Source organism: Bacteroidales bacterium (genome assembly GCA_012517825.1).
In the GTDB taxonomy this organism is placed as follows: Bacteria; Bacteroidota; Bacteroidia; order Bacteroidales; family JAAYUG01; genus JAAYUG01.
Genome location: JAAYUG010000111.1, coordinates 26,220 through 43,488 on the forward strand (window position 1 = coordinate 26,220; position 17,269 = coordinate 43,488).

General features: G+C 46.5%; 26 protein-coding genes. All 26 read left to right on the forward strand.

Annotation, left to right across the window (positions count from 1 at the left end):
* Positions 1 to 6: 6 nt before the first annotated feature.
* The 26 genes from rplV to GX419_07680 all read left to right on the forward strand — a co-directional run bounded on the left by rplV (position 7) and on the right by GX419_07680 (position 17,268).
* Positions 7 to 429 (forward strand): 50S ribosomal protein L22, encoded by a 423-nt coding sequence (gene rplV, locus GX419_07555; GenBank protein NLI24541.1) that lies wholly within the window; start codon positions 7 to 9, stop codon positions 427 to 429.
* A gap of 9 nt (positions 430 to 438) precedes the next feature.
* On the forward strand, positions 439 to 1,140 hold the full coding sequence (rpsC, locus tag GX419_07560; GenBank protein NLI24542.1) for a 30S ribosomal protein S3: 702 nt from the start codon (positions 439 to 441) through the stop codon (positions 1,138 to 1,140).
* Between the two features lie 22 nt (positions 1,141 to 1,162).
* The gene (gene rplP, locus GX419_07565; protein NLI24543.1) at positions 1,163 to 1,591 is read left to right on the forward strand and encodes a 50S ribosomal protein L16; all 429 of its coding nucleotides are present in this window, start codon (positions 1,163 to 1,165) and stop codon (positions 1,589 to 1,591) included.
* An 8-nt stretch (positions 1,592 to 1,599) separates the two neighbouring features.
* Entirely contained in the window at positions 1,600 to 1,797 is a 198-nt protein-coding gene (gene rpmC / locus GX419_07570; GenBank protein ID NLI24544.1) for a 50S ribosomal protein L29, read from the forward strand.
* A 12-nt stretch (positions 1,798 to 1,809) separates the two neighbouring features.
* Complete coding sequence (gene rpsQ / locus GX419_07575) at positions 1,810 to 2,067, forward strand: 30S ribosomal protein S17 (GenBank protein ID NLI24545.1); 258 nt, start codon at positions 1,810 to 1,812, stop codon at positions 2,065 to 2,067.
* Positions 2,068 to 2,069: 2 nt separating this feature from the next.
* Positions 2,070 to 2,435 (forward strand): 50S ribosomal protein L14, encoded by a 366-nt coding sequence (gene rplN, locus GX419_07580; GenBank protein ID NLI24546.1) that lies wholly within the window; start codon positions 2,070 to 2,072, stop codon positions 2,433 to 2,435.
* Between the two features lie 28 nt (positions 2,436 to 2,463).
* On the forward strand, positions 2,464 to 2,787 hold the full coding sequence (gene rplX, locus GX419_07585; protein ID NLI24547.1) for a 50S ribosomal protein L24: 324 nt from the start codon (positions 2,464 to 2,466) through the stop codon (positions 2,785 to 2,787).
* Complete coding sequence (gene rplE / locus GX419_07590) at positions 2,787 to 3,344, forward strand: 50S ribosomal protein L5 (GenBank protein NLI24548.1); 558 nt, start codon at positions 2,787 to 2,789, stop codon at positions 3,342 to 3,344. The genes rplX and rplE overlap by 1 nt, the downstream gene beginning before the upstream one ends.
* A 3-nt stretch (positions 3,345 to 3,347) precedes the next feature.
* Positions 3,348 to 3,617, forward strand: coding sequence for a 30S ribosomal protein S14 (gene rpsN, locus GX419_07595; GenBank protein ID NLI24549.1), 270 nt, complete (start codon positions 3,348 to 3,350; stop codon positions 3,615 to 3,617).
* A 31-nt stretch (positions 3,618 to 3,648) separates the two neighbouring features.
* Positions 3,649 to 4,041, forward strand: coding sequence for a 30S ribosomal protein S8 (rpsH, locus tag GX419_07600; GenBank protein ID NLI24550.1), 393 nt, complete (start codon positions 3,649 to 3,651; stop codon positions 4,039 to 4,041).
* Between the two features lie 15 nt (positions 4,042 to 4,056).
* Entirely contained in the window at positions 4,057 to 4,617 is a 561-nt protein-coding gene (gene rplF / locus GX419_07605; GenBank protein ID NLI24551.1) for a 50S ribosomal protein L6, read from the forward strand.
* Between the two features lie 18 nt (positions 4,618 to 4,635).
* On the forward strand, positions 4,636 to 4,995 hold the full coding sequence (gene rplR / locus GX419_07610) for a 50S ribosomal protein L18 (GenBank protein ID NLI24552.1): 360 nt from the start codon (positions 4,636 to 4,638) through the stop codon (positions 4,993 to 4,995).
* A 6-nt stretch (positions 4,996 to 5,001) separates the two neighbouring features.
* Complete coding sequence (gene rpsE, locus GX419_07615; GenBank protein NLI24553.1) at positions 5,002 to 5,517, forward strand: 30S ribosomal protein S5; 516 nt, start codon at positions 5,002 to 5,004, stop codon at positions 5,515 to 5,517.
* Complete coding sequence (gene rpmD / locus GX419_07620; GenBank protein ID NLI24554.1) at positions 5,517 to 5,708, forward strand: 50S ribosomal protein L30; 192 nt, start codon at positions 5,517 to 5,519, stop codon at positions 5,706 to 5,708. The genes rpsE and rpmD overlap by 1 nt, the downstream gene beginning before the upstream one ends.
* A 13-nt stretch (positions 5,709 to 5,721) precedes the next feature.
* On the forward strand, positions 5,722 to 6,174 hold the full coding sequence (rplO, locus tag GX419_07625) for a 50S ribosomal protein L15 (protein ID NLI24555.1): 453 nt from the start codon (positions 5,722 to 5,724) through the stop codon (positions 6,172 to 6,174).
* Complete coding sequence (secY, locus tag GX419_07630) at positions 6,174 to 7,511, forward strand: preprotein translocase subunit SecY (protein ID NLI24556.1); 1,338 nt, start codon at positions 6,174 to 6,176, stop codon at positions 7,509 to 7,511. The genes rplO and secY overlap by 1 nt, the downstream gene beginning before the upstream one ends.
* A 40-nt stretch (positions 7,512 to 7,551) precedes the next feature.
* Positions 7,552 to 8,340, forward strand: coding sequence for a type I methionyl aminopeptidase (map, locus tag GX419_07635; GenBank protein ID NLI24557.1), 789 nt, complete (start codon positions 7,552 to 7,554; stop codon positions 8,338 to 8,340).
* 1 nt (position 8,341) lies between these two features.
* On the forward strand, positions 8,342 to 8,560 hold the full coding sequence (gene infA / locus GX419_07640; protein ID NLI24558.1) for a translation initiation factor IF-1: 219 nt from the start codon (positions 8,342 to 8,344) through the stop codon (positions 8,558 to 8,560).
* A gap of 15 nt (positions 8,561 to 8,575) precedes the next feature.
* Entirely contained in the window at positions 8,576 to 8,692 is a 117-nt protein-coding gene (rpmJ, locus tag GX419_07645; protein ID NLI24559.1) for a 50S ribosomal protein L36, read from the forward strand.
* A gap of 19 nt (positions 8,693 to 8,711) precedes the next feature.
* On the forward strand, positions 8,712 to 9,089 hold the full coding sequence (gene rpsM, locus GX419_07650; GenBank protein ID NLI24560.1) for a 30S ribosomal protein S13: 378 nt from the start codon (positions 8,712 to 8,714) through the stop codon (positions 9,087 to 9,089).
* Positions 9,090 to 9,098: 9 nt separating this feature from the next.
* Positions 9,099 to 9,488, forward strand: a complete 390-nt coding sequence (rpsK, locus tag GX419_07655) for a 30S ribosomal protein S11 (GenBank protein NLI24561.1) — start codon at positions 9,099 to 9,101, stop codon at positions 9,486 to 9,488.
* A gap of 37 nt (positions 9,489 to 9,525) precedes the next feature.
* Positions 9,526 to 10,134: a 30S ribosomal protein S4 gene (rpsD, locus tag GX419_07660; protein ID NLI24562.1), complete on the forward strand. Its 609-nt coding sequence runs from the start codon at positions 9,526 to 9,528 to the stop codon at positions 10,132 to 10,134.
* A gap of 18 nt (positions 10,135 to 10,152) precedes the next feature.
* Positions 10,153 to 11,145, forward strand: coding sequence for a DNA-directed RNA polymerase subunit alpha (locus tag GX419_07665; GenBank protein NLI24563.1), 993 nt, complete (start codon positions 10,153 to 10,155; stop codon positions 11,143 to 11,145).
* A 4-nt stretch (positions 11,146 to 11,149) separates the two neighbouring features.
* A complete protein-coding gene (rplQ, locus tag GX419_07670) occupies positions 11,150 to 11,701 on the forward strand; it encodes a 50S ribosomal protein L17 (GenBank protein ID NLI24564.1) in 552 nt (183 codons plus the stop codon).
* Positions 11,702 to 12,026: 325 nt separating this feature from the next.
* On the forward strand, positions 12,027 to 13,925 hold the full coding sequence (locus tag GX419_07675; GenBank protein NLI24565.1) for a menaquinone biosynthesis decarboxylase: 1,899 nt from the start codon (positions 12,027 to 12,029) through the stop codon (positions 13,923 to 13,925).
* A 13-nt stretch (positions 13,926 to 13,938) separates the two neighbouring features.
* Positions 13,939 to 17,268 carry a SpoIIE family protein phosphatase gene (locus GX419_07680; protein NLI24566.1) on the forward strand — a complete coding sequence of 1,110 codons (3,330 nt, stop codon included), beginning with the start codon at positions 13,939 to 13,941 and terminating at the stop codon, positions 17,266 to 17,268.
* Position 17,269: the final 1 nt, after the last annotated feature.

Here is a 17,269-nt window from a genome sequence, read left to right on the forward strand (position 1 = left end):
ACTGCAATGGGTGCACGTAAACGTGAAAGCGCTGAAAAGCGTAAGGAAGAGATGAAAGATGTTGCCAGGGCTGTTCTGCGCAACTGTCCTTCTTCTCCCCGTAAAATGAGGTATGTTATCGACATGATCCGGGGACTCGAAGTCAACAAAGCTCTTGATATTCTGCATTACAGCAACAAACAGCCGGCCCGGGTTGTGGAAAAGCTCCTCAAATCGGCTATTTCAAACTGGCAAAGCAAAAACGAAGGGCTGCGTATTGAAGATACCACTTTGTATATCCGTGAAGTATTCGTGGATCAGGGGCGCACCCTCAAGCGGATTCAGCCGGCTCCCCAGGGCCGTGCCTACCGGGTGAGGAAACGTTCCAACCACGTTACCCTGATCCTGGATCATACCCAGCCTGTAACTAGCGAAGTTCAAACAAATTAATGCCTGCACATGGGACAGAAAGTAAATCCAATAAGCAACCGACTTGGAATCATTAAAGGATGGGATTCCAACTGGTATGGTGGTGACGATTACGCAGCACGTATTCTCGAAGATGCCAAAATCAGGGAATACCTGAGTGCCCGTCTTGCCAAAGCCAGTGTTTCGAAAATCATCATTGAACGGACGCTGAAACTTATCACGGTCACTGTCAATACAGCCCGTCCCGGTATAATTATCGGCAAAGGAGGACAGGAAGTGGACAAGCTGAAGGAAGAGCTGAAGAAAATAACCAAGAAGGAAGTGCAGATAAATATATATGAAGTTAAGCGGCCTGAACTGGATGCAACCATTGTAGCCAACAATATCGCCCGGCAGATTGAAGGGAAAATCTCTTACCGCCGTGCCGTAAAAATGGCTATAGCCTCCACCATGCGGATGGGTGCTGAAGGAATCAAGGTGAATGTATCGGGTCGTTTGGGGGGTGCCGAAATGGCCAGGAATGAGACCTTCAAGGAAGGAAGAATTCCTCTGCACACGCTCAGGGCAGATATTGATTATGCCGTGGCCGAAGCTCTTACCAAGGTGGGTCAGATTGGTGTGAAGGTATGGATCTGCAACGGAGAAGTTTACGGACGTCGCGATCTTTCGCCCAATGTCGGGGCCAAGAGTCCGAAACCCAAAGGACAGTCATTCAGAAAGAAACGGAAATAAACGCACTATATAGTTTACTACTATGTTACAGCCAAAGAAAACAAAGTACAGAAGGCAGCAGAAAGGACGGATGAAGGGGAATGCCCAGAAGGGAAATACCCTTGCATTTGGCTCATTTGGAATAAAGGCACTGAAGCAGGCATGGATTACCCAGCGTCAGATTGAAGCTGCCCGCCAGGCGGTTACCCGTCATATGAAACGTGAAGGGCAAATCTGGATCAGGATATTCCCGGATAAGCCTATAACCAAGAAACCGGCTGAAGTTCGTATGGGTAAAGGAAAGGGAGCTCCTGAAGGGTTTGTCGCTCCGGTCACTCCTGGTCGCATTCTCATCGAAGTTGAAGGAGTACCTTATGATGTTGCCCGGGAAGCTCTGCGCCTCGGAGCACAGAAACTGCCTATCGTAACCAAGTTTGTGGTACGGCGGGATTATGTTGAAACCACCAATTGACCCGAACCATGAAAAAGAAATCATTCATAAAGGAAATGTCCGATAAGGAACTAAGGGAACGCATCGATGCAGAAAAAGATGTGCTCCGGAAACTGATACTGAACCATGCTATCTCTCCGCTCGATAATCCTTTGAAAATAAGAAGCACGCGCAGGGATATCGCACGGATGCTCACGGAACTCAGTATGAGGCAAAACAAAAAGTAATTTTTCGACAGTATGGAAAAGAGAAATTTACGCAAAGAACGCGTTGGTGTTGTAGTCAGCAACAAAATGAACAAGTCGGTTGTGGTGGCCGTCAAACGGAGGGTGAAACACCCGAAATACGGGAAATTCATCAATAAAACCACCAAGCTGATGGCTCACGATGAGAACAACACCTGCCAGGTGGGTGATACTGTCCGGATTATGGAAACCCGTCCGCTGAGCAAGAATAAATGCTGGAGATTAGTAGAAATTGTTGAAAAGGTTAAATAGCCATGATACAGCAGGAAACAAGGCTCACAGTAGCCGATAACAGTGGTGCCAAAGAAGTTTTATGTATCCGCGTTCTTGGAGGAACCGGAAAGAGATATGCCACCATCGGTGACAAAATTGTTGTCACTGTAAAAAGTGCCATTCCTTCAGGCGAAATCAAGAAGGGAACCGTTACCAAGGCTGTGGTAGTTCGGACAAAGAAGGAAATCAAGCGGCCCGATGGTTCCTATATCCGATTTGATGACAATGCGGTGGTATTGCTCAACAATATGGACGAAATCAGGGGTACCCGTATTTTCGGACCGGTGGCCCGTGAACTTCGTGACAAGTACATGAAGATAATTTCATTGGCTCCGGAAGTATTATAGACAACAAGATATTAACGCAGCACGTGTTATGACAGCTAAACTGCATATTAAAAAAGGCGACCTGGTTATTGTAAACTCGGGTGAGTCGAAAGGCGTAAAAGGCCGGGTGCTTGAAGTTCTGGTAAAAAAGAACAAAGCCATCGTGGAAGGGGCTAATATGGTATCACGGCACACCAAGCCCAATGCCAAATACCCCCAGGGGGGTATTATTAAGAAGGAGGCGCCGATCCATATTTCGAACCTGAGCCTTATTGATCCTTCTTCAGGGAAACCAACCCGCATTGGTCGTCGCCTTAACAGTGAAGGAAAATTAGTACGATATTCTAAAAAATCCGGGGAGGAACTGAAGTGATGGAATATATACCAAACCTCAAGAAAAAGTATCGTCAGGAGATTGTACCTGCTCTGATGAAAGAGTTCAGCTATAAAAGTATCATGCAGGTACCCCGCCTGGAAAAGATTGTTATTAACCAGGGCGTTGGAAAGGCAGTGGCCGACAAGAAGCTCATTGAAACCGCCCAGAGTGAACTGGCACAGATAACAGGGCAGAAGCCTATTGTTACGGTGGCCAAGAAAGACATCTCCAATTTCAAGCTGCGTCGCAAGATGCCCATTGGGGTGAAAGTCACCCTGCGCCGCGACCGGATGTACGAATTTCTGGAGCGTCTTATCAATACTGCCCTGCCGCGTATCCGTGACTTTAAGGGAGTTCCGGCCAAATTTGACGGCAAAGGGAACTATACCCTTGGTATTTCGGAACAGATTATTTTCCCCGAAATTGACATTGATAAGGTGTCGAGCATTCTGGGTATGGAAATTACCTTTGTTACCAGTGCCCGGACCGATGAAGAGGCCATGGCGCTTCTCCGTGAATTTGGCATTCCATTCAGAACAGCAAAAAAGAATTAATATATGGCAAAAGAGTCGATGAAAGCCCGCGAAGTAAAGCGGAAAAAACTGGCTGACAAATACGCTGCGAAGCGCAAACAACTGAAGGCTGAAGGAAACTATGCCGCCCTGCAGTTGCTTCCCCGGAATTCAAATCCTATCAGGCAGAGAAACCGCAGTACCCTTACCGGCCGTCCGAGAGGATATATGAGAATTTTCGGGCTTGACAGAATTACATTCCGTGAAATGGCTTCACGGGGGTTGATTCCCGGTGTCAAAAAAGCCAGCTGGTAATTGTTTAACCTGTAATGATCGAGTAAAATATATGGATCCGATTTCTGATTTTCTTACACGCATACGCAACGCCGTTAAAGCCCGGCACAAAGTGCTTGAGGTCCCTGCTTCCAACTTGAAGAAGGACATTACAAGGATTCTCTATGAGAAAGGGTATATCCTGAATTATAAGTTTGAAGATAAAGGCCCTCAGGGAAGCATTAAAATTGCTCTGAAGTACGATGAAGCTACCCGTCAGCCGGCCATCCGGCACCTGGAGAGAGTCAGTACACCGGGTTTGCGTAAGTATGTGGGGAGCGAAGAACTGCCGCGTGTGCTGAACGGTCTCGGTATTGCCATTGTTTCTACCTCCCAGGGAGTTATGACTGACAAGGAAGCCCGTCAGAGAGGTATTGGCGGTGAAGTAATATGTTATGTTTATTAATCCGGAGGACGCAAGATGTCACGTATAGGTAAATTACCAGTTCAGATACCTGCCGGTGTTACCGTGAAGGTTGAGGAGGATAATACAGTTGTTGTTAAGGGTAAGCTGGGAGAACTGAGGCAAAAGGTTCACCCCGACATTACCATAGAAATTGAAGATAATAAGGTGCATGTGAAAAGGCCTTCCGATGAAAAACAGCATAAGGCACTTCACGGACTCTACAGGGCTCTCATTCACAATATGGTGGTGGGCGTCTCACAGGGATTCAAGGTGGAACAGGAACTTGTAGGCGTAGGGTACAGGGCTGAAGCCAAAGGACAGATGCTCGAGCTTACCCTGGGATATTCCCACGATATTGTTTTCCAGATTCCCGATGAAGTTAAGGTAGAAACCCGCACCGAACGAAGAAGCAACCCGATTATTACCCTTACCAGTTGCAATAAACAACTGCTGGGTCAGGTTGCCGCCAAGATCCGTTCACTGCGCAAACCGGAACCCTATAAGGGAAAAGGAATCAAGTTTGTGGGTGAAGTATTGAGAAGAAAAGCCGGAAAATCAGCTAGTGCAGCTAAATAGTATTTAACGATCCGAGATATGGCATTATCAAAACTTGAACGAAGGAAACGAATTAAACTCAGAATCCGGAAACATATATCCGGAACTGCAGATAAACCGAGAATGGCTGTTTTCAGAAGCAACTGCCAGATTTACGTGCAGTTGATTGACGACCTCAGGGGGCATACCCTTGTAGCAGCCAGTTCACTCGAAAAAACGGTTAAGGACCAGGGGAAGGTTAAGAAAATTGAACAGGCCCGCCTGGTGGGTAAACTGGTTGCTGAAAAGGCAAAGCAGGCCGGAATTGAAGAGGTAGTATTTGACCGCGGAGGTTATCTGTACCATGGGCGTGTTAAGAGCCTGGCAGATGCCGCCAGAGAAAGTGGTCTTAAATTTTAATTGATTATGGCAAATTCAATCAGACGCGTAAAAACAACTGACCTGGAACTCAAAGACAGGCTGGTAAGCATACAGAGAGTAACCAAAGTTACCAAAGGTGGCCGTGCCTTCAGTTTCTCAGCCATTGTTGTGGTGGGGAATGAAGATGGCATTGTAGGATACGGCCTTGGAAAGGCCAATGAGGTCACCACGGCAATATCCAAAGGCATTGAAGATGCCAAGAAGAACCTTATCCGGGTTCCGGTATTGCATGGAACCATACCGCATGAGCAGGAAGCCAAGTTTGGCGGGGCGAGAGTTTTTATCAAACCAGCCACCAGTGGTACCGGAGTTAAGGCCGGAGGTGCCATGCGCGCGGTTCTTGAAAGTGTCGGTATCAAGGACGTGCTTGCCAAATCAAAAGGATCGTCAAACCCGCATAATCTGGTAAAGGCTACTTTCAATGCCCTGCAGAATCTGCGCGATCCTTACACAATTGCCCGGCAGAGGGGTATTCCTCTTGAAAAAGTATTCAAAGGTTAATGAGTAACACCATGGGAAAGATCAGGATTATCCAGGTACGAAGCAAAATCGGCAGCACCCTGCGCCAGAAAAGAACACTCGAAGCGCTGGGTCTCGGAAAGATCAACCGTACAGTTGAAGTGGAAGCCACTCCCCAGATTCAGGGAATGGTCAATAAAGTTAAGCATCTTGTAAAGGTAGAAACATTATAACGGAAGAAATATCATGGATCTGAGTCAGTTAAAACCAGCAGAAGGTTCCGTGCATGCTGATGTCCGGAAGGGCAGAGGACAGGGGTCTGGTAAAGGCGGAACTTCTACACGCGGGCATAAGGGAGCACAGTCGCGTTCAGGTTATTCCCGTAAGATCGGGCATGAAGGCGGTCAGATGCCGTTGCACAGGCGCTTGCCTAAATTCGGCTTCCGGAATATCAACCGGAAAGAATATAAAGCCATTAACCTGGAAGTTATTCAGGCATTGGCCGACAAGAACGGAATTACCGATATTGATGTACAGACCCTTATTGATGCCGGTCTTGCCTCAAAAAATCACCGGATTAAGATTCTGGGCAACGGTCAGATTACATCAAAACTGAATGTCACAGCCCATGCCTTTTCCAAAAAAGCAAAAGAAGCCATCGAAGCAAAACAGGGAACTGCTGTAAAAATTGAGGATTGATGAGACAGTTTATCAACACTCTGAAGAACATTTATAAGATCGAGGACCTAAGGTTCCGGATTCTTTATACCCTGGGTATTATTCTGATATACCGCCTGGGAAAGGAAGTTACCCTGCCGGGTATTGACCCGACAATGCTGGGTGCTCTGGCAAGGCAGACCCAGAGCGGAGTGCTCGGTTTGCTTGATATGTTTTCAGGCGGAGCTTTTTCGCAGGCTTCCATTTTTGCCCTGGGCATCATGCCTTATATTTCTGCCTCGATCGTAGTTCAGCTTCTCACAATGGCAGTTCCTTATTTTCAGCGGCTCCAGAAGGAAGGAGAAAGCGGACGGAACAAGATGAACCAGATAACCCGTTACCTTACGGTACTCATCATGGTGATTCAGTCACCGGCCTATCTGGCCAACCTGCATGCCCAGCTTCCTCCTGAAGCATTCATTGTACGCGGGCCGTTCTTTACCGTTTCATCGATCATCCTGCTGACTGCCGGAACCATGTTCATTATGTGGCTTGGCGAGAGAATTACTGACCGGGGAATCGGCAACGGTATCTCCCTCATCATTATGATTGGAATCATTGCCCGGTTACCCTATGCATTTGGTGCTGAACTGGCCGCACGGCTCGAAGGTTCCGGCGGACTGGTTGCCCTGCTTGCCGAACTGATCCTGTTGTTTGTGGTTTTCATGTTTACCATTCTGATTGTTCAGGGAACAAGGCGTATTCCAGTACAGTATGCCAAACGCATTGTTGGCAACAAGCAATACGGAGGGGTTCGTCAGTACATACCTCTGAAAGTGAATGCTGCCGGTGTTATGCCCATCATTTTTGCGCAGGCGCTTATGTTTATTCCTGTTACCATTGCCGGGTTTGCCCGTGCCGAATCACTTACGGGAATTGCTGCCGCCTTTGCCAATTTTACCGGCTTATGGTACAACCTGGTTTTTGCCCTTCTGATCATTCTGTTTACGTATTTCTATACAGCCATCATCATAAATCCAACGCAGATGGCTGAAGACATGAAAAAGAACGGAGGCTTCATACCCGGTGTAAAGCCCGGCAGAAAAACTGTTGAGTTTCTTGATACCATCATGTCACGCATCACGTTGCCCGGAGCTATCTTTCTCTCCATCATTGCTATACTTCCTGCCATTGCCGTGTTGTTCGGTGTAAACAATCAGTTTGCGCAGTTTTACGGAGGCACATCCCTTCTCATTCTGGTAGGGGTTGTGCTTGATACCCTGCAGCAAATTGAAAGCCACCTGCTGATGCGGCATTATGACGGATTGATGAAGAGCGGACGAATTAAGGGAAGAAGCGGTTATGCTGCTTCCATGTAAAAAAGTGTAACTAATAAAAGATAAGAATAAACGTTCTTTGATGATTTCCCTGAAAACAGCAGAAGAAATTGAGTTACTCAGAAAAAGTAATCTGCTGGTTTCAAAAACGCTGGCTGAAGTTGCCAGAAACATTCGCCCCGGAATTACGACCAGGGCGCTTGACAGAATAGCCGAGCAGTTTATCCGGGATCACGGAGGAGTACCTGCTTTTCTCGGTTACCGCGGTTATCCGGCAACCCTTTGCACTTCGGTCAACAGTGTGGTTGTGCATGGTATTCCGTCTGAATATCAGCTGAAAGAAGGCGATATTATCTCGGTTGACTGTGGGGCCATTCTGAATGGGTATGTCGGTGATTCGGCCTACACCTTTCCGGTAGGGGAAATACCTTCCCAGGTATTCCGCCTGATGAAAGTAACATACGAATCGCTGTTTCAAGGTATCCAGCAGGCTGTTGAAGGGAAAAGAGTGGGTGACATAGGATATGCCGTACAGACGCATGCCGAGCAGAATGGTTACAGTGTGGTAAGGGAGATGGTTGGACATGGTATAGGCAAGCGTTTGCATGAAGAACCCGAGGTTCCAAACTACGGACGTAGGGGAACAGGTGCAAAACTCCGGCAGGGAATGGTTATCTGCATTGAGCCGATGATCAATATGGGAACCCGGTTGATTGTGCAGGAAAATGACGGCTGGACCATACGGACTTCCGATAACCTTCCGTCGGCTCATTACGAACTGGCGGTAGCTGTTGGAAAAGAAAAGGCCGATATTCTGTCAACTTTTTCATATATTGAAGAGGTAATGAATATTTTTAATAACAAACTGTAAAATGGCTAAGCAACCTGCAATAGAACAGGATGGTACCATTACCGAAGCATTATCAAATGCCATGTTCCGTGTGGAGCTGGCCAACGGGCATGTCATTACGGCCCACATTTCGGGCAAAATGAGGATGCATTACATAAAGCTTCTGCCCGGTGACCGCGTGCGGGTGGAAATGTCGCCCTATGATTTGACGAAAGGAAGAATTACCTTCAGGTATAAATAAGAAAAGAACTGATTTATGAAAGTACGTACCTCCATTAAGAAAAGAAGCCCCGAGTGCAAGATTGTGCGTCGGAAAGGAAGACTTTATGTTATTAACAAGAAAAACCCCAAGTACAAACAACGTCAGGGATAAAATTTAATTACAGTATAATATGGCTCGTATAGTAGGTGTTGATTTACCGAAAAACAAACGGGGAGAAATAGGATTAACCTATATTCTCGGAATCGGACGCAGTTCTGCCCGTAAGATTCTGGCGCAGGCCGGTATTGATTATGATACCAAGGTAAAGGACTGGACGGATGACCAGCTGGCCAAAATACGTCAGATCATTAATGAACAGTACAAGGTGGAAGGAGAACTTCGTTCCATGGTGCAACTGAACATTAAGCGGCTTATGGATATCGGCTGTTACAGAGGAATCCGGCACAGAGCCGGTTTGCCTGTACGCGGTCAGAGAACCAAGAACAACGCACGTACCCGCAAAGGAAAGAAAAAGACCATTGCCAATAAAAAGAAAGCAACCAAATAAACGTTAAACATGGCTAAGAAGACAGGAACATCCCGTAAGAAGGTTGTTAAGGTTGAACCGTTGGGGCAGGCACACATCCAGGCCTCGTTCAACAATATTATTGTTAGTTTGACCAACAACAGCGGCCAGGTAATTTCCTGGTCGTCGGCAGGTAAAATGGGATTCAGAGGGTCCAAGAAGAATACACCCTATGCTGCTCAGGTGGCTGCGGAAGATGCCGCCAAGGCCGCTTATGATGCAGGCCTGCGTAAGGTGAAGGTGTTTGTTAAAGGTCCCGGAGCCGGACGCGAATCGGCTATCAGAACCATTCATAATGCAGGAATTGAGGTAACGGAAATCGTTGATGTTACCCCGCTGCCGCATAACGGCTGCAGGCCCCCGAAACGCAGAAGAGTATAATGTTTTGTTGTAAAAAATTGTAATAATATACAGATACATGGCACGATATACAGGTCCAAAAACAAAAGTTGCCCGTAGCATTGGTGAACCAATATTCGGTCCGGATAATCATTTCGACAAAAAAAACTATCCTCCCGGACAACACGGTGTTAACAGAAAACGCAAAAAGCTCTCGGAGTATGGCGTTCAGCTGAAAGAAAAGCAGAAGGCAAAATATACTTACGGACTGCTGGAAAAGCAGTTTGCCCTGTTGTTCGAAAAGGCATCTGCCAGCAAAGGGGTAACCGGCGAAGTGCTGTTGCAATTGCTGGAGTCACGCCTCGACAATGTTGTATATCGTCTTGGTATTGCTCCCACACGTGCTGCAGCCCGTCAGCTGGTTTCGCACCGGCATATCCTCGTCAACGGGGAAATCGCCAACGTGCCGTCACGCCTGCTGAAGCCCGGAGATATCGTTGAAGTTCGTGAGAAATCCAAATCACTCGAAGTGATTACCAATTCCCTCGGCACCAATCGTCATGCCCAATATTCCTGGCTCGAGTGGGACAAAGACAAAATGGCCGGAAAGTTTCTCAACCTGCCCCAGCGCTCCGAAATCCCTGAAAATATCAAGGAACAGCTCATCGTTGAACTTTACTCAAAATAATATAATCATTAAGTACCTATGGCTATTTTAGCTTTTCAGAGACCGGAAAAGGTGATCATGCTTCATGCAACTGACACCCACGGTCTTTTTGAATTCCGGCCCCTTGAACCAGGGTACGGCATTACCATCGGAAATGCTTTGCGCAGAATCCTGCTTTCCTCCCTTGAAGGTTTTGCTGTTACCAGCATTAAAATTGAGGGTGTGGAGCATGAATTCTCCACAATAACTGGTGTTATCGAAGATGTAACTGATATTGTTCTTAACCTGAAGCAAATACGGTTCAAACGCCTCGTAGAGGATACCGATCAGGAAAAAATCATGGTAACCATCTCAGGCCAGGATAAATTCAAGGCTGGCGATCTGAACCGCTTCCTTTCAGGATTTAAGGTTCTTAATCCCGACCTGGTCATCTGCCGTATGGAACCCGATGTAAAACTGCAGATGGAAATGACCATCAGCAAAGGACGCGGGTATGTTCCTTCGGAAGAAAATAAACCGGCCAATGCAGAATTCGGACTTATCGCCCTCGATGCGATCTTTACTCCCATTAAAAACGTAAAGTATTCGGTCGAAAATTACCGCGTTGAACAAAAAACTGACTACGAAAAGCTCCTGATTGAGATTACTACCGATGGTTCCATTCATCCGAAGGAAGCATTGAAAGAAGCAGCAAAGATTCTGATCTATCATTTCATGCTGTTCTCTGACGAAAAAATCACCATCGAAACCGAGGAAAAATACACCTCCGACGAATTTGACGAAGAAAGCCTCCACATGAGGCAGCTTCTGAAAACCAAGCTGGTGGACCTTGACCTTTCAGTAAGGGCCCTCAATTGCCTCAAGGCTGCTGAGGTGGAAACGCTTGGCGATCTGGTAAAATACAATAAGAATGACCTGCTGAAATTCCGCAATTTCGGAAAGAAATCGCTCACCGAACTGGATGAGCTTCTCGAAAGCATGGGTCTTACTTTTGGAATGGATGTTTCAAAATATAAATTAGACAAGGACTAACATCATGAGACACAGTGTTAAGACGAATCATCTGGGAAGAACGAGCGCCCACAGAAAGGCATTGCTCTCCAATCTGGCGGTTTCCCTGATCAAGGAGAAACGTATTGAAACGACACTGGCCAAGGCTAAGGAGCTTCGCACCTTTGTGGAACCACTTATTACACGTTCCAAGGAAGATACCACCCACTCGCGGCGTATCGTTTTCAGCTACCTGAAGGATAAAGAAGCTGTTGCCGAACTTTTCCGTGAGGTAGCTCCAAAAATTGCCGACCGTCCGGGTGGATATACACGAATTCTCCGCACCAGAAGCCGCGCCGGCGATAATGCTGATCTGTGTATGATTGAGCTGGTCGATTTCAACGAACTGTATACCAAGACGACCAAAGAAGCTGAAACGAAGCAGACCGGCAAGCGCAGAAGAAGAGGCTCAGGGAAAAAATCGGCTGAGGGAAAAGCTGCTGAAACCCAGGCACAAGCTCAGCCGAAGCCTGAAAAACCGGAGCAGTCTCCTGAAGAAAACACGGGAGAAAAGGAACAGACTCCATCCAACGAGTAAGAAAGTATTCTTATTTTTCTTCATAGCGGAAGGTGATTGGCCTTCCGCTTTTTTAGTTTCGAATTGACGCAAAAACCCGCTGCAGGTAAATTTTCCCGGGAAATGTAATGTTGATATTTCAACCCGGATCAAACAATAAGAGGTCAAATAAACCCTCATTGCGCATCAAAAAGCTGTGCAATGTACCTGGCGGGCATCCTTTGCTGTGTTTTAGCTGGGTTAGCCCTGCCGGTGTGAAATGTAAAAGCATCCCATCTGACCGGTTCTGCATGTTAAAATGCGGAATAAGGGTTACATTTGTAGATTCAGCATACCAAATTATGTTATGTCAGGAGGTTTACTGACTTTTGCGGAAAAACTAAGAGCCGCAGGCGAGCTGGCAGAAATCAGGATTCCTGTTGATCCTGTGCTCGAAATTACAGAAATTACTGACAGAATATCCAAGCTTCCTGGAGGGGGAAAGGCTCTTCTTTTTCATGATACCGGAACCCGTTTTCCTGTTTTGATCAATGCATTGGGCTCTGAGAGGAGGATGAGTATGGCATTATGCGCAGATTCGCTGGATGAAGCGGGTGAAAGGGTCAACAGGATGCTGAATATGGTTACCGGAATGATGGCACGTTCCTCGTTTTCCCGGCTCATAGCGCTTCCGGAAATTCTCAGAATGGCTTCCTGGATGCCGCGAAAGAAAAAGGGACGGGGAGCATGCCAGAAGCACGTCATGGAAAAGCCGGATCTGTCGGCATTGCCTGTTCTCAAATGCTGGCCCTATGACGGGGGAAGGTTCATAACCCTTCCAGTGGTCCATACGGTGCATCCGGATACCGGCCTGCGAAATGCAGGAATGTACAGAATGCAGGTCTTTTCTGCCGATACAACCGGTATGCACTGGCACAGGCATAAAACCGGTGCACAGCATTACTGTGCCTATAAAGAAAAGAAGGAACGGATGCCTGTTGCAGTTATTCTGGGAGGCGATCCGCTGTATGCCTATGCTGCCTCGGCTCCTCTTCCCGATGGCATTGACGAATACCTGCTGGCCGGATTTCTGAGAAAACGCCGTGTGACGATGGTACGATGCCTCACTCAGGACATCTGGGTTCCGGAAGATGCTGATATTGTTATTGAAGGTTTTGTTGATCCCTCTGAGCCCAGCGTTACGGAAGGCCCTTTCGGCGATCATACGGGCTTTTATTCCCTGCAGGACCTTTACCCGCTGTTTCATGTTACCTGTATCACCTACCGTCAGGATGCGGTTTATCCGGCAACCATCGTAGGGATACCCCCACAGGAAGACTATTATATAGCAAAGGCAACCGAGCGGATATTTCTTCCGCCGATCCGGTTTACCCTGCTTCCCGAAATAACGGATTTATCTTTGCCGGCTTTTGGTGTGGCTCATAACCTTGCTATTGTGTCGGTGAAAAAGTTCTATCCGGGACAAGCCTCAAAAATTGCAGGAGCTCTATGGGGCGCAGGACAAATGATGTTCAACAAATTCCTTGTGGTAGTTGATGAGAACGTTAACGTGCATGACCTGCAGCAGGTTTTCCATGCATTGCTTTCCCATGTGCGGATTCCGGACGATCTGATCCGCCAGACCGGCCCCCTTGATGTGCTCGACCATGCTGGAATCGGTGAAGCGTATGGAGGGAAACTTCTTCTTGATGCCACGGAAAAATTTCGTGAAGAATTAACTGCTGTCAGTCCGGCCCGGGAATTTTCAGAATTATCGGAAAATGCAGGGAATGCCGGAGCCCACGTAACCATTGTTCATACAATCAAGGCCGTCAGGATGATCATTACCGTTGCCGCGGTTGCCAAACCGCAGTGTTCGTTCAGGGAGGCTGTGGCGTGGATAAACGGCAGAATCCACAAGTCGGATGGTAAAACCCATATCATTATCATTACCGACCCGGGGACAGAAAATCTTCCGGCAGATCTTCTGTTGTGGTACATATTGGCTAACACTGATCCGGTGCGGGATATTGTTTTTTATCGCGGTACGGTTCCGGTTTTGGGTATTGATGCCACCCGAAAATCAAAAAAAACGGATAAATTTGAACGAAAATGGCCGAATGTACTTATTATGAGTGACGAAATTATTCAGAGAGTTGACGAACGATGGAGTTTTTATGATACAGGTTCATTCATTCCTTCTCCCTCTCTAAAGGTAAGATCGCTTGGGGCAGGATATGGCCCTGAGGTTGTGTCGGAAGAATAAGTAATGCGGGTGTATGAGAAAGGTGCCTGGATATTATCTCTTGCTTTTGTTTGGCATGCTGGTATGGACTGAAGCACTACCCGCACAGGTAGCAGATATGCCGAAAGCCGAACATTTTTCCACAGAGAACGGACTGAGCCAGGCACAGATAAATGCCATTCTGCAAGATGCTTACGGATTTCTGTGGATCGGCACACAGGATGGACTGAACCGGTATGATGGCAATAAATTTGTTCATTTTCAGCATCTTCCGTTTGATACTACGAGTCTTTCCAATAATTATGTACGAAGCATTACGGAAGATCCGGACCATAATTTATGGATTGCCACTGATTACGGGCTTTGCGTTTTCAGAAGAAAGGAGAACAGAATTTCCTGTTTTTTTCACCAGGATGACAATCCCAACTCTCTTACCGCAAATCAGGTTTACGGAGTTTACTCCGATCGCAGGGGCGATATCTGGATAAAGACCGCAAATGCCATAGATCGTTTTGATCGAACGACGGAAAGGTTTTATCATTTTCCTCATTTTAATGATCCCCAGAATTTCGTTACCGGATTGCAGAGTTATCCTATTCTTGAGGATGCAAAGGGCTTTCTTTGGTTTGGAAGCAAAGACGGTCTTTTCAGGATGGATTCCCTGCGCACCTCATTGGTTCGTTTTTCTTCTGCTCTGTCTGATCCGGGTTCTATAAGTAACAACTATATCAGGGCGCTTTTTTTGGATCATTCAGGTAACTTATGGGTTGGAACCCGAAACGGACTTAACAGATTTGATTATTCATCCGGGAAATTTTTCCGCTACTATCCTTCGGGCAGAACACTACCCTTGCCTGAAAATTCAGTGAATGCCATTACTGAAGATTATACAGGCCGGTTATGGCTTGGAACCGATAACGGCTATCTGATATTTACCCCCGAAAAGGGAGTTGTTAAACAGGTAACCCAGGTGGAAGCAAACAGTCAGATGCGGACACTCCGCATGGTCACCGGGATATTTTCTGATTATACCGGCCTGATCTGGATTGGCAGTTTGGAAGGATTGTACAAGGTTTCTCCGTTTCCTCCTCGTTTTGGATTGATCAAAAGTCAGCAAACTTCCTATCAGCCTTTGAGTTCGTATGATATCGGTTCCCTATTTGAAGATGATGATGGCCGTTTATGGATTGGTACATGGGGAGGAGGTTTAAATATTCTGGACAGAACGACAGGGAAAAATATTGTTTACTCAGAGAATAGTCCTGATCCGGCTCACAGGATCGGGAATAATTACATCCATGCGATCATCCGGTTATCCAACGGGGATATTCTGGTGGGTACGCAAAACGGAGCATTTATATATTCGGGAGGCCGGTTTGTTACCTTTTGCTCAAAATATGTTCAGAAGGCCTGCAAGGTTTTTAACAACAACCGGATTTATGATATTACCGAGGACAGGTCGGGAAATATATGGTTTGCTACCGGTTACGGATTGTTCAGGTATGATCCGGACAGGCGTTCTGTTTTCAGTATCAGCCAGATTCCGCTAAAGAAGGGTATGCTAAGTCTGAACACCGTTTTTTCTGTAGCCGAGGATAAACCCGGGAATATCTGGTTTGGTACAGACAATGGATTGCTCTGTTATGAAAGATCAAGCGGATTGTACCGGCATTATATTGCATCAAGGAATCCTTCTGACAGCTCCATTTCGAGCAACTCGGTTTATACTCTGTTTTATGATTCAAGGGGAATTCTGTGGATAGGCACGCAATCGGGTCTGAACCGTTACCTGGCTTCCCGTGACCGGTTCATTACCTATTCAACAAAAGACGGATTGCCCAGCAACCTGATCTATGAAATTCTGGAAGATAAAAGGCATGCCATCTGGCTAAGTACCAATTATGGTATTGCCAGCTTCTTTCCTGATAGTACGGGTTTTTTCCGGTATGATCTGGCGGATGGATTGCAGAATTATGAGTTCAATCTGGGAGCTGCTTATTGCAGCCGAACAGGAGAGGTTTTTTTCGGGGGTATTTCAGGGCTGAATTTTTTTCATCCTGATTCCCTGATCCGTTCAGGAAAGGAGCCTAAGGTAAGGATAGGAGAGATTGAACTTGTTTACCGGAACGGGGCCATCCGGCGGATTTACGAGGCACCGGATGTTTTGGTCATCCCTCCTGAAGTAAAAGTTTTTCATATTGATTTTGCCGTTCTTGATTTTCAGAATCCTGTAAAGAACCGCTACGGTTATAAACTGGTCAGTTCAGGAGAAAAAGGCGAGTGGATTGATCTTCAGAACCGAAATACGGCCACATTTGCCAGTCTGTCACCGGGTCTGTATCAGTTTTCCCTGCGGGGTGCAAATGCTGAACAACAATGGAGTCGGGAGATTTACTCGATGCAGATCAAGGTACTGGCTCCCTTTTACCGGTCAACCACTGCCCTTGTCCTGTATGTTCTGCTACTGGGTGTTTTGATAGCCGGATTTATTAACTGGCGTACACGAAATCTCAGAATGTCGAACAAAATTTTACTGGAACGGCACATTGATTCCTTGCGTATTGAAAAGCAGAGAAAAGAGCTTGAAATCAAAAACAAAGCGATTACTGACAGCCTCCGATATGCACAGCGCATACAATCTGCTCTCATGCCTTCCGAAAAAATGGTCAAAAAGATCTTTCCCGAATCGTTTATTTTTTTCAGGCCCAGAGATATTGTCAGCGGTGATTTTTACTGGATTCATCAGAAAAACGGAATTATCAGCATTGCCACGGTCGATTGCACCGGCCATGGTGTACCGGGTGCCTTTATGTCGATTATTGGATATGAACTGCTTAGAACTGTCACCGGCCATCAATTTGTAAGCGATCCTGCCTGGGTGCTGAATGAACTGAATTCAGGACTTAGAAGCATTTTTGGAGATTCGGAGCATGTATCGCTGAAAGACGGAATGGATGTTTCTTTTGTTATCATAGAAAAGCAGAAACGAAAACTGCGTTTTGCCGGAGCCTTCAGTCCGCTCTTTATTGTGAGAAACGACAAAATTCTTGAGATTGACGGGGACCGTTTTTCGGTGGCATTGACTCAGGATACTGAAGATGTCAGGGAATTTCAGAGCCATGAAATTGATCTTTTGCCCGAAGATGTTGTATATATGTTTTCTGACGGGTATGTTGATCAATTTGGCGGGCCCGAAGGCAAAAAGTTTAAATACCGCCGGTTCCGTTTTCTTCTCCTTAATATCTATCGACTGTCAATGGAGGAACAAAAGCGCATGCTTGAGAATACTTTTGATAACTGGAAGGGAGAAAACGACCAGGTGGATGATGTGCTTGTAATTGGGTTCCGGCCGCTTTCGGAGTAAC